The organism is Bacillus sp. EB V-12, assembly GCF_056158125.1.
Map to the genome: position 1 here is coordinate 51,062 of NZ_JBUXJL010000005.1, position 13,410 is coordinate 64,471.

Sequence of the window (13,410 nt, forward strand, 5' to 3'; positions counted from 1 at the left end):
TTTTAATAAGCGTAAAAACCTTTACCACTCTTTCTACCACATTCACCTGCATCTACCATCTTTTTAAGTAATGGACAACATCTAAACTTTGGATCTTGATATTCCTCATAAAGTACATTTAATGAATGTAATACTGTATCTAACCCAATTAAATCTGCTGTTTCTAATGGACCCATTGTGTGTCCAAAGCATTTTTTAAATATATCGTCTACCTGTTTAGGTGTTGCTACACCATCCATTACAACCCAAGCTGATTCATTCATGAATAAGTGGGAGATACGGTTAGAAACAAAACCAGTCTGATCATTAACAACAATTGCATCTTTATCTAATTGTTTTAGGAAAGCTTGAGCCTTCGTGACCGTTTCATCTGAAGTTAAATATCCTCTAATAACTTCTATAGATGGTTTCATATATACCGGATTCATAAAATGCATTCCTATTATTTTATCTGGACGCTTTGTTACTCCTCCTACTTTTGTTATTGAGATACAAGACGTATTTACTCCGAAAATTGTATCCTTTTTACATATCTCATCTAATCTTCTATAGATCGGCTCTTTAATTTGCCAGTTTTCTGGAACATTTTCTACTATATAATCACATTCAGCCACTTCATCAAGATTAGTAGAGCTACTTATTAACGAAAGTACTTCTTCCTTATGCATTCTAGGAAATGCTTTATTAATTAGAGGAGCAAAGCGAACTGTCTCTAATATTTTCTCTTCCGCTTTTTCTAACTGCTCTTCTGTAACATCAATTAATACCGTTTCTAGACCATGCAGCACTAAATCTACTGCCATGCCGATTCCCATTGTTCCAGCACCTACAATACCAATTTTCTTGAACATTTATCCATCATCGCTCCCTTAATATATTTATAATTTATATCTAAAAACTTTTACATTGAAGAACTCTTTGCAGGTAACGTTTTTGTTCTCTCTCTTTAATCTGTTTTTCAGTAAGTGCTGTTTTCATCATTTGGATTGCTTCTTCTACATCACTTTTCTCCACTGAATACCCCGAATTAATTTTTTCTTCCAATTGACTTTGTACCTTTTGAAATGGGCGTACTACCTTTTTCTGATACTCACTTAAATCTGTATTATAATTTTTTGTACTTACAACTACAGTTAAACACCCTGATATTACTTCTTCATAATCAGATTCTTGTAATGTAAAAGAATTTTTTGTATTTAGGATATCTTTCTCCCTTTCATAATTACATGTCGATAGAGCAGGGTTAATAGCTTGCAGAAGATACTTCAAGACTTCCTTTGGTCCCATTTCAATAGCTTTCATAGACCCTTGATTCATTAGATAGTGAATCATGTCCAACCATTTCACAGGCTTTATTAATTGTAAGTAAAGGTTTTCTCTTATATTTTCTACACCTTTATACATTGAACTATCATGATTCGCTATGACAGGTATTAATGGCTGTTTCATATCTATATTTTCTAGTACACTCTTATATTTTTCAGCAGCAGGTTGCATCATAGGAGAATGGAATGGCCCACTTAATTTAAGGGGGATTGCAATTCCCCCATGCTCTACTACCATTTCACAAGCTAACTGAACCGCAGAGTTTGTACCAGAAATTGATGTTTTATTTGGAGTGTCATAAGCCGATATATATACTTCCTGTCCCTTGGTTAACAATTCTGAACAAATACCTTCAACAATTTCTGGAGCAAGATTGTTAACCCATGCCATAGTTCCATCTATAGTTAATGCATAGCTACTCAAAATCGTACTACGTTCTTGTACTAATTTTAAGGTATCTGAAAATGCAATTGCTCCAGAAGCACATAGAGCTGTATATTCTCCCAAAGAATATCCAATCAGTGCCACTGGTTTATTGCCTATTTCCTGTTCAAAAACTCGAAAAGCTGCCATGCTAGTTGTTACTAAAGCAGTCTGTGAATTTTGTAATTTTTCAAGGTCAACTTTGTATGTCTTCTCCATACAAAGGGAAGCCATGTCTATTTTTAGAGTGTCACTTGCTTCTTCAAATATCTCACGTGCTGCAGGGAAGTTTTCATAAAGGTACTTACCCATTCCAGAATAATGGGATCCTACGCCAGGAAACATAAATACAATATTCATCTTTTTATCTCCCTTATTTTCATCTTAAGCTATCTTCAACTCTATCTAATAAAGCTCGTCCCTCTTCAGTTTTTCTTAAATTCACTAAATCAACTACATAGCGAATATCTGATACATCATTCCATCCTAGATCTAGTGCAAGATTCATATGCTTTAACGAAAAATCGATTCTATCAATTAATGAATAACCACATGAAAGTAAAAAGTGATGCCATGCATTTAAATCTCCTATAGTACGAGCTTTTTGTACAAACTCACTAGCTTTATTAAAATTTGAATAGTATCTTAATTGATGGTACGCGGTAAAAACGAAATTATCTAATTCGTTATAAGGAAACACATAAGCTGTATAGGTTTGAAGATTTGTGAATCCAACTTTTCCCGCTAGTTTAATTGATGGAATACGAAAATCCTCCGTCTTCCAATGTGGTGTTCTTCCTTGTTTTAAACAGTCATCCAAGAATGCTCTTGCAGCCAACCAAGCATACCCTTTACCTCGCTGGAATAAATCATAAGTATTAATTCCAATTTCCACATCAGTATCTGTTGCAAAAACCGATAAGCAACTAGTTACAACTTGTTCATGTACCATTACTACATAACCAAATCCATTTTGGATGAAATCCTGAGTTGACTCCCAAAAATCAACAATATCATCCCGTACCATTGCGAACTTTTTATCTGATAGCATGTCGATTGTAATACGTTCCACCGTTACCTCTTCAGGTATATTAGGTTTAGATAACTTGTTATAAGACTCCGGATCAAAAGCAAATGTTACTCGAGTGTAAGGTTTAGGAATAAACATTTGCAATTGTTCCTCGACAACCTGTTTCCATTTTGATTCGGGTAATAATTCAACCTGAAAAAAGTCATCCCCTATCTGCTCAGCCTCAGGTGCAATTACTTCTTTAATAAAAGTTGGCAGACTTGAAACAAAATTATTTGTAGGATCACCTAGTAAATAAAAAATTTCTTGTTCTGCCCATACAAGTGCACATCTAGGGTTATTAGGATTATCCACATAAATATGTCCCTTATTGTAACCATGAGCTATACCGTTAAGTATTGGATGGTTCTTATAATCAACGAGAAGTGGAGCTATTTGTTTGAATTCATCCTTTTCTTTTACCAATTCATAAATCATATTCTTAAAAGTCCTCCCTTTTGAGAACAAGTGTGAAGTGCATGCTGCGCAATAATTGGCTGAAGTACCTGCGAGGTACCTTCAATAATTTCTAAAACCTTTGCTTCCCTAAATAAACGCTCAACAGAATATTCTCTTGAAAATCCGTTTCCACCAAACACTTGGACAGCGTCTGTGGCTACCTTCATAGCCATCTTTGAGGCAAAATATTTTGCAATGGTTGTTTCAATTACAGCATCAGTATGTCTATCCTGACGCTTTTTCCCAGCCTCTTGGCATAACGAACGAGCTGCTTTTATATTTACACTTGCTTCTGCTAAAATTGTTTGAATTGCTTCATATTCACATATATATTTATTTCCTTGTTTTCTTCTTCTTGAATAAGCTACCATTGCTTCTAGTGCTTCTTGAGCAATGGCTACTCCTGCCCAGGCAATACTATATCTACCATGATCAAGAGCTGTGTTAACTACATAACTCCAACCACCCCCAATTGGTCCTAACAAATTTTCAGCTGGTACCTTTACATCTTGCAAATGAATCTCAGCTATATGCGAAGAATTACTTGCTAACAGTTTACTCATTTTATTTGTAGAAACACCCGTCATTGACCGTTCAACAATAAAGGCACTAACTTTTCCTTCACTGGACGCAAAAACCAAAAAGCAATCTGCAATGTCTGCAAAAGAAATCCATTTTTTGTGCCCATTAAGAATAAAATGATCATCAACTTGTTTATAGGAAGTTCCAACGGCTTTTGCATCAGAACCAACCTCTGGCTCAGTTAGGGCAAATGAAAATAATAGGTTCCCCGTTGCCATCTCAGGTAACCATTTTCTCTTTTGCTCTTCAGTCCCCCACCTTTTAATTGACTCCCCTACTAAAGATACATGAACTGTAAGTAATTCACGAACCGAATTACAAGCTTTACCAATGATTTCAGTAAGACGACCATAATCTAAAGAATCAAGAGAAAGTCCCCCATATTCTTTTGGTATCGTTGCACCCAATACACCATAACTTGAGAGTTCTTGTATCACATCATAGGGAAGCTCTTCATTACTTTCAAACTCACTTGCTCGAGGCCGAAGCTTCTTTTCCGCAAACTCATCAACTACTCCCAGAATCTCTTCTGCATTACTCATACTGTGAAATTCCCATTCTTCTTTTTGTTAATTAGATCAACCATATTATTAATAGTAGAAAAGTTAATAATATCAAGTTCATCATTATCTACTACTATATCAAACTCCGTTTCTATGAAATTTAACATTTGCATAGCAAAGAGCGAATTCACATAACCTTTTTCAAATATGTTGTCATCATTAGCAACATTAGTTTCCTCTGCATTAAAAATAATAAGATTTTTTTTAATGTATTGACGTATTTTTTCATGATTATCCATGTAATTACTCCTTCTGAGACCTGGGAAATCAATTAACCAATATCCCAATTAAAATCGGTCTCTATTTTTATTTTTTCTTTCTCCTGAGTCGCAGATAAAACAAGTTCTTTTTCCTCACTTGTTAACATTTGAATATCTTTTAGACTAACATTAGGATGAGTTGTTATTTCTTCTAATAGAAGGTTAAATCGCCGTCCAAATTCTACTATTGTTGATTTATCAAATAAAGATGTAGCATATTCAAAAGTGAATTCATATATATCTTTATTTTCTTCAGCAATAAGAGTTAAATCAAACTTACTTGTTAGTGTATCTGTGTTTGTTTCTGTGCTAATTTCTAATCCATCCACAACTGTATGTTTTTCATCCGAATTTTGTAATACAAACATGACATCAAATAAAGCACTTCGGCTTAAGTCTCTAGAAAGATCTAATTTTTCCACTAATTGATCAAATGGATACACCTGATGTTCGAAAGCTTCTAACGTATCGTTTTTCACTTTTTTCAAGTGATTAATAAAAGATTGATCTGGATTTATTTGATAACGTAATGCAATTGTATTTACAAACAGCCCCATAAGAGGTAACAAGTCAGCATGCGGCCTACCTGCAACTGGTGATCCTATAATGACATCCTTTTGTTCCCCATGCTTGTACAGAAAAATAGTGAAAGTAGCCATAAGTAACATAAAAGGTGTCGTATCAGTTTCTAGTGCTATTTTTTTTATTTTTCGAGTAATTTCCTTGTTTACTTGGAAATTGTATTGTTCACCCTCAAAACTCTTTACTGGTGGTCGACCTCGATCGTATGGTAATTCAAGAACTGGTATATCCCCTGAGAATAATTCCTCCCAGTATTTCTTATGGATATCAAATTCTTTAGAAGATAATAATTTTTGTTCCCACACAGCATAATCTTTATATTGCAAACGATTTTCCGGCAATGTTTCCCCAGCATATAGGGCCTTAAAATCATGCATAAAGATACTTAAAGACACGCCATCTGTTATGATGTGATGAAGGTCAATTACAAGTAAATAACTATTATCTTTTAGCTCCTTTAGTCCAGCCCGCATTAACGGAACCTTAGAAAGATTAAATGGTTGTAACCATTCTTTATAATCTCCCTTTATCATTTCTAGCTCAAATGTTACCTGTTCTAATACTCTCTGTATTAATTGATCCCCCTGCCACTCAAACTGTGTTCTGAGTATTTCATGGCGTTTAATAAGCTTTTCAAAGACTAATTCTATCCTTTTCCGGTCCACCGTTCCTTTAAGAATAAAACAACTTGGTACATTGTATGTCATCTGTACCCCATCCATCTCTTGTAATAACATCATTCTTTTTTGAGTCGATGAAACTGGGTATACCTCAGATTCCGGTACTATTTCTATCTCTTGCAACCTATTTTCTTTTGAATTTTTAATATAATGACTTAAAGTTCTTATTGTTGGATACTCAAAAAGATTTGCTAATGATAATTGCACATTAAATTCTTTCCATATTTTAGCGTTGATTACAGTAGCATGAAGGGAATGACCACCAAGTGCGAAAAAATTATCTTCCACACCAATACAAGGATTACCTATAACTTCTTTCCATATATCAACTAGCTTTCTCTCCATATCATCGAATGGTTTTACATAATTAGTAGTCTCTTCTATCGATGGAGAAGAATCTATGATTACATTCTTTGTATTACCTTCTATAACAGAAATAAGAAATGTCATTATTTGTTCAGCTAAATTTTGCTCGTATTCTGCAGCATGGTGAATTTTATCTGAAATATTTACTATGCCTTCTTTAGTTACTGATTTTGTTAAGTGCATTTTTATCAATGATCCACGAATTACTCCCCAATTGGCAGCTGCTGTCTTCATAGATTCAGCAATAGTTTGGAAATCCGAGTGATAATGCTCACCAAGAAACGAAAGCATTTTTGAAAACTTTACTCGGCCATCTACAACTTGACCCAAATGTGAGAATAACGGAACATCATTAAAGTCTAAATATCCATCTGTCTCTTTATTCAAATCAAACTTACTTATTAGTTGCGTAGCAAAAAGGTGCATTTGTGAAAAAATATGTTTTTCATCTTTTATATGTTTTATCCAATTTGACAAATCGGTTGTAATCGATTGTATGTCTGTGATCTCATCTTCAGTAACTTTTAAAGTACTTACTTTTTGATAACCCTTATGAAAAAGTTCTGTTGAAAGTTGTGCATTTTTAACCATAAAATATGGATCGGTAATAATTAAACAGTCTTCTTCGGGCTCATATCCTACAATAACAAATGAATGAACAATATGATTTTTTAGATAATTATCATCCCAAGGAAGCCAGTATGCATTCATGGTTACCACCACAGGAAATCCCGAGTATAATTGTTCTAATATAATTTCAAATCCTTCATCGGATGAATCTGTATTAAATATAGTACTTTTTATACCATGATATTTTTCTAAATCACTTACAAAATAACCAGACTCTGTATATAAACCATCCCCTAAATTTCCATTATCGACAGGAGAAAAACCAAAATCCCATAATCTAGCGTACATTAAATAATGTTTACGCTTAAACCAATTAGCTAACGTAGCAATTACATCATCAATACAATTCTGTTCAGAACTTTTACAAGGCTCAACATCATATAAGATTGAAGAAGTATAATTTCCCATTTACTCACCTCTATATTTTTACCAACAGGAAAAACTATTGTAATTTGGTTATTTCTCTATACTAAGTTGACAGAGATATGTATATCTTCTTTAAAAAGCTATCAATTATTATTAACGCATTTAATATGAAGAATCTTATTTCTCGAATCACCTTTTTATTTTAATCATTCTAAAATAGGGAGGAGAATTCCCTAGCTCATAATCACCAGAATAAACACTAATATTCCAGAAAGCTAAGAGGGAAATCTCCTGTAATCCCACAGTATAGCAAGTGTAAATTTAAACTCTTAAAAGTCTTGTTTACAATATAAAGTAATATTAATTATTTTTCTTTTCTGCTATATAAGCCGCTAGTTGTTTAATATTTCGCTTTGTATATGCGACTAAGTCATCCGTATTAAGATTCTCGTTTTCTAAAGCAAGATCAAGCTCAATAGCTAGTAGAGAATTTCCTCCTAAGTCAAAGAAATCATCCTCTACACCGACAGCTTCAATCTTCAATATACTTTTCCATATTTCAACCAAACGAGATTCTAACTCATTACTAGGAGACATCATACTCTCCTCCTCATTCTTAGGTAAAGATCTAGGTGAAGGTAAGGAATGTCGATCAACCTTTCCACTTGGTGTTAATGGTATGTTTTCAACTTCAACAAAGAAAGTAGGTATCATATAACTTGGAACTAATTTCGCAAGATGCAATTTCAAATCAGAAATGGATACAAGTGATTTTGCTACGAAATAAGCTATAAGCTTTTTCTGCCCATCTTCATCTTGAATGTCTACTATCACTGCTTCTTTAATTGCATGGTGTGAAGATAAAGCATCTAAAATTTCACCTGGCTCAATTCGATATCCTCTAATTTTTAATTGTTCATCATTTCTACCGAGGAATTCTATATTTCCATCAGGTAACCAGCGTGAAAGATCCCCTGTCCTGTACATTTTCTCCCCTTTTACAAATGGGTCTGATAAAAACTTCTCTTCAGTTAATCTCATTTGATTTACATATCCCCTTGCAAGCCCTTCTCCCGCAATATACAGCTCTCCTACCGCTCCAATAGGCTGAAGTCTCTGTTTTTGATTAAGTATATAAAGCCTTACATTCGGAATAGGCTTTCCAATAGGAATAGTATTATAGTTTTCACTTTCTTGAAGTGAAAACGTACTTGCGATAACCGTCGCCTCAGTAGGACCATACATATTTTCTATTTGAGTCGATAGTCGATGCTTTTTAAACTTATTAACCACCTCATGTGTCAAAGCTTCACCCGCAAGTAATATATACTTTACTTTATTTAAAACCTGGCTATTTTCATTATTAAGTGTATTTACGAAAGCTCTAAACATAGACGGTACAAAATTTAATAATTTCACATCATATTTATCTATAGTTCTTAAAATTGCTCTTGGGTTTCGATGTTCCCCATTTTCCATTATTACTAATTTACTACCTACTATGGCCCACCCAAACAACTCTAGAACAGATACATCAAATATATAAGGTGTCTTCAGTAAATACGTATCTGATTCATCCATAGGATATAAATGAGACATTGAAAATAAGAAATTCACAATACTACAATGTTCAATCATGACTCCTTTTGGTCTACCTGTAGAACCGGAGGTGTATAAAATATAAGCTAAGTTATTTGGTTTTCCAGTAATCTCCAGGTTGCTTGTATCACCAACGTACAAATTTTCTTGCTTTAAATCAATAATCTCTCCTACAAATGGAATTTCACCTACGTATTTAGATTCTGTAAGTACAAATTGAGGATTACAATCTTCTAAAATATGTTCCATTCGACGCTTTGGATATTCAGGATCAATTGGTACATATGCAGCTCCAGATTTTAGCGCAGCAAATATAGCTATAATCATTTCTACGGATCTTTCAACAACGATACCAATTTTAGTTTCCTGATCTACACCTTTTTGTCTAAGAATACGAGCAAGCTGATTTGCTCGATTATTAATATACGAATAACTGTACGGTATATCATTTGAAATAACTGCGATTTCTTCTGGTTTATTTTCAACCTGATCCTCAAAAAATTGATGAACTAATTTATTCTGAGGAAAATCTAATTTTGTATTATTAAGTTCATTTAACATCCTCATGGATTCACTCTTACTTAAGACATTAACATCTTCAATTTTCGCTTCAGGATTAGCTACCATCCACTCTAGCGTATTTTTAAAATGCATCATAAATCGCTCGATAGTTTGCGGATAATATAGTCCTGTCGCGTATTCCAATTCTAATCGTAGACCCTCTTCTTCCGGAAATACTTCTATACTCATATCTACCTTTGAAGCTTGATGCTTAATTTCGTAAGATTTAAATGTAATATCTTTTATTTTTTCTGATGTTCTTCCGATATTCTGCATCACTAACATGACATCAAATACAGGGTTCCGGTTAGTATGATAAGCCATGTCTAACTTATTTACTAACTCATCAAATGGGTATTCTTGATATTGAAATGCTTCTAGCGCATTTTCTTTTACTTCATTTAAGAATTGGATTATCGTCTTTTCCGCTTTAGGATGATTTCTCATAGGTAATGTATTTACAAACATACCTATGATAGGCTCAAGATCATGATGAATTCTTCCCGCAATTGGAGAACCTACTATAATATCTTCCTGTTGCGTATACACATGCAACACTATATTTAGTGACGAAAGAAGTACCATATATAAAGTTGCTTCTCTTTCATCTGCAAAGGACTTTAATTTATTAGAAAGTTCAGGTGTTAGATGGAATACTAATCTATCACCTTCAAAAGTTTGATTTAGCCCACGTGGCTTATCGGTTGGGAACATAAGAATTGGTAACTCACCTTTAAACTTATCTACCCAATACTCTTCAATTTCTTTCAGCCCTTCATCATGTAAACGATTGGTTTGCCAATTGGCATAATCTTTGTATTGTATTTTAATAGGCTCTAAGACTTTGCCTGAATATAAATCTATAAACTCTTTTTCTAACTTCGCTAAAGATACTCCATCTGCTATTATGTGATGAAGATCAAATAGTAACAGATATTGATTGAATTCTAATTTCATTAAACCGACGCGCATAAGTGGGGCCCTATCTAACTGAAAAGGACGAACAAATTCCTGTATTAACTCTTCAATTGTTGATCTATCAGATTTATATAGATGTTCAATTCTAATATCTAAACCATCATGAATAAATTGAACCGGTTCACCTTTAATAAATTGGAATGAAGTTCTTAATGATTCATGACGTTCCACTAATTCTTTGACACATTGTTCTGCCTTTATAAAATCAAACTCACCTTCTATTAACATTGCACCTGGTATATTGTAGGCAGTTCCTATTCCAGCAAAGCGGTTTAATATATATAATCTTTTTTGTGAAGAAGAAGCTTGATAAAATTCTCTATCAGGTACGATCTCAATTTGAGAATAATTTTTCTTCCCTTCATATTTCTCTATATACTCCGCTAATAGCATAATTGTAGGCCTTTGAAACATTTCACGTATAGGTACATCTACACCTAAACGTTTATATATGTGTGAAACAACAGAAGTAATTTGTAATGAATTACCTCCTAATTCGAAAAAGTTATCATTCACACCTATTTTCTCTATTCCAAGTACTACTTTCCATATCTCAGAGAGCATTTGTTCAATTTCATTACGTGGTTCAATAAATACAGCTGTGGATTGCTCCCAAATTGGATTTGGAAGAGCTTTCCGATCTATTTTACCGTTTGATGAGATTGGAAACTGCTCAATCGGGATGATGTATGCAGGAATCATATAAAAAGGTAAATACTCTCTAAGGAATTGGCGTACCTCTTCTACTTTAGCTGAAGAATTCATAACAACATATGCACATAAAACCGGAGCATCTTCTCCCTCTTTTTTACGTGTAATTACAATAGCTTCACCAATTTCAGGATATCGTAATAGTTGCTTTTCTATTTCTCCCAATTCAATTCGTAATCCACGAATTTTGACTTGATCATCTATACGGCCTAAATATTCAAGATTTCCATCTGGTAACCAGCGAGCCAAATCTCCAGTACGATAAACCTTGTCATCTATAATAGAAGAACCCTCTTTGTTAATTTGTATAGGAACAAATTTGTCCATAGTTAACTTAGGTTGATTTAAATAACCTCTTGCTAGCCCTTCTCCTGAAATACACAACTCCCCAGGAATTCCAACGGGTTGTAATTGTTGATTATCACCCATAATATAAACTTTTTGATTAGCTAAAGGTCTTCCTATTGGTAATTGATTCATAAATTCTAACTCAGCGTGCTGAACATGATAACATGTAGAATCTACAGTTGTCTCTGTAGGTCCATAAGCATTTGTTAAATTTGGTCGGCAGTTTTCATTAAATAAACCAAGGAATTTCCGTGCTAATTTTGGTGGTAATTCCTCTCCAGCAATAATAAAATGTTTAAATGAATATTCTACCTCTTCATCTATAAAATTAGTTAATAATCGAAGATGCATCGGCGTTCCATCAGCGATATTTATTTGCTTTTCTTGATAAAAATTAATTAGCTTCTGCCCATCAGTTCTTGCTTCCTCAGGTACTATAAATAAACTATTTCCTAATAGAAGCGCACCAAACATGTTTTGTACTGAAGCGTCAAACTCAAAAGGGGAAACTAACCCGATTCGCATAGAAGAACTATATTTATCATATATTTCATTTTTTAACCCAAATATTAAATTTACAACACTACGATTTTCAACCATAATTCCTTTAGGATTACCTGTAGTTCCAGAGGTAAAAATAACATATGCCAAATCGTAAGGTGTACTTACTGAAGGGAAACTAACCAACTCTGTTTCAAGTAGTTCATTAAAACTCACCATACTACAATCTTGGATTTCCCTTGTAAAATCTTCACTAATAACTTCTGGTTTTACTATACAAAGTGGAGACTTACATTCTTTTAGCATCGCCTCTATCCGTTTATACGGCAAATATATGTTAATAGGTAAATAAGCAGCCCCACTTTTTAAAATACCTAGCATTGCAATTACTGCATCAATTGATCGATCCATCATAAGACCAACAATGTGTCCTTTTCCAATTCCTTTTTTATGTAGAGAACTGGCAACCAGATCTACCTTTTCTTTTAATTGAGCGTATGTTATTTCTCTTATGTCATCAGAAACAGCAAGTTTATTAGGATTATGCATGACTTGTTCTTCAAATAACTGTATCACCGTTAAATGATGCGGGTAATCTAACTCAGTTTGATTAAATGTGATTAACTCTCTTATATCATTATCACTAACCCAATCTAAATCTATATGCGGCGTATTCGGTTGTAGTAAAGCTTGCTCTAACAAGTCTATAAAATGATGACCAAATCGCGTAACAGTAGATGCTTTGTATAGATGCTCATTAAAATACATATCAACTTCTATACACCCATTTACTTGACGGAAAGAGAATATAATCTCAGCATTGCTCTCACTTAAATAATTTAAATCTTGAATTTCCTCTAGCAAAATTGCAGTACGGAATGGATAATTACGCCCCTCTGGAAGGTAGTTACTCAAAAACGGTTGTAAACTTTCCAATGGGAAATTTTGATGTTCTAAAGCATTAACCATTACTGTACTAACATGCTGGAGAATTTGTCTAAATGTCATATGTTCCTCAAGACCATGTCTTAAAACTAACAAAGTATTAATAAGGTTAGTATCACTGTCTTGTTTTAAAACAGGTGTACCAATGCATATATCTTGCAATCTAGTATATTTATTTAACAGCAAAGTAAGTCCAGCAGTAAGAATCATGTGCAATTGAAGATCTGATCCATTTGCTAACTTTAAAATCTTCTCGGACAATTCCTCTTTTAGTTTTATGCTAACATTTGATAAATTCACCTGTTTGTTTGATGTCCGGTAATCATAAGGGAAATGGCAGTCAGCCAGTTCCCCTGATAAGTTTTCTAACCAAAATTCTCTTTCCTTTATTCGTTCATTTGCGGCAATTACTTTATCTTTATTCGCTATTCGTTCAGCCATAGTTACTCACTCCTGACAAT

At 33.7% G+C, this 13,410-nt stretch carries 7 protein-coding genes; all 7 read right to left on the bottom strand.

Going from position 1 to position 13,410, the window contains the following annotated elements:
- Nucleotides 1-2: 2 nt before the first annotated feature.
- The 7 genes from ACZDYH_RS17610 to ACZDYH_RS17640 all read right to left on the bottom strand — a co-directional run bounded on the left by ACZDYH_RS17610 (nt 3) and on the right by ACZDYH_RS17640 (nt 13,390).
- Entirely contained in the window at nt 3-851 is an 849-nt protein-coding gene (locus ACZDYH_RS17610; protein ID WP_000473351.1) for a 3-hydroxyacyl-CoA dehydrogenase family protein, read from the bottom strand.
- Between the two features lie 40 nt (nt 852-891).
- Nucleotides 892-2,109 (bottom strand): ACP S-malonyltransferase, encoded by a 1,218-nt coding sequence (locus ACZDYH_RS17615; protein ID WP_474886751.1) that lies wholly within the window; start codon nt 2,107-2,109, stop codon nt 892-894.
- Between the two features lie 19 nt (nt 2,110-2,128).
- Nucleotides 2,129-3,256 carry a GNAT family N-acetyltransferase gene (locus tag ACZDYH_RS17620; protein WP_474886753.1) on the bottom strand — a complete coding sequence of 376 codons (1,128 nt, stop codon included), beginning with the start codon at nt 3,254-3,256 and terminating at the stop codon, nt 2,129-2,131.
- Nucleotides 3,253-4,401 (bottom strand): acyl-CoA dehydrogenase family protein, encoded by a 1,149-nt coding sequence (locus tag ACZDYH_RS17625; RefSeq protein WP_474886755.1) that lies wholly within the window; start codon nt 4,399-4,401, stop codon nt 3,253-3,255. The genes ACZDYH_RS17620 and ACZDYH_RS17625 overlap by 4 nt, the downstream gene beginning before the upstream one ends.
- Nucleotides 4,398-4,661 carry an acyl carrier protein gene (locus ACZDYH_RS17630; protein WP_474886757.1) on the bottom strand — a complete coding sequence of 88 codons (264 nt, stop codon included), beginning with the start codon at nt 4,659-4,661 and terminating at the stop codon, nt 4,398-4,400. The genes ACZDYH_RS17625 and ACZDYH_RS17630 overlap by 4 nt, the downstream gene beginning before the upstream one ends.
- Nucleotides 4,662-4,693: 32 nt before the next feature.
- A complete protein-coding gene (locus ACZDYH_RS17635; protein WP_474886758.1) occupies nt 4,694-7,348 on the bottom strand; it encodes a condensation domain-containing protein in 2,655 nt (884 codons plus the stop codon).
- Nucleotides 7,349-7,666: 318 nt separating this feature from the next.
- Nucleotides 7,667-13,390 (bottom strand): amino acid adenylation domain-containing protein, encoded by a 5,724-nt coding sequence (locus ACZDYH_RS17640; protein WP_474886760.1) that lies wholly within the window; start codon nt 13,388-13,390, stop codon nt 7,667-7,669.
- Nucleotides 13,391-13,410 lie beyond the last annotated feature (20 nt).

What these genes read in the sequence shown, in the direction of transcription:
- ACZDYH_RS17625 (WP_474886755.1), bottom strand. Translation starts at nt 4,401, where the DNA reads ATGAGTAATGCAGAAGAGATTCTGGGAGTAGTTGATGAGTTTGCGGAA.
- ACZDYH_RS17635 (WP_474886758.1), bottom strand. Translation starts at nt 7,348, where the DNA reads ATGGGAAATTATACTTCTTCAATCTTATATGATGTTGAGCCTTGTAAA.
- ACZDYH_RS17620 (WP_474886753.1), bottom strand. Translation starts at nt 3,256, where the DNA reads ATGATTTATGAATTGGTAAAAGAAAAGGATGAATTCAAACAAATAGCT.
- ACZDYH_RS17630 (WP_474886757.1), bottom strand. Translation starts at nt 4,661, where the DNA reads ATGGATAATCATGAAAAAATACGTCAATACATTAAAAAAAATCTTATT.
- ACZDYH_RS17615 (WP_474886751.1), bottom strand. Translation starts at nt 2,109, where the DNA reads ATGAATATTGTATTTATGTTTCCTGGCGTAGGATCCCATTATTCTGGA.
- ACZDYH_RS17610 (WP_000473351.1), bottom strand. Translation starts at nt 851, where the DNA reads ATGTTCAAGAAAATTGGTATTGTAGGTGCTGGAACAATGGGAATCGGC.
- ACZDYH_RS17640 (WP_474886760.1), bottom strand. Translation starts at nt 13,390, where the DNA reads ATGGCTGAACGAATAGCGAATAAAGATAAAGTAATTGCCGCAAATGAA.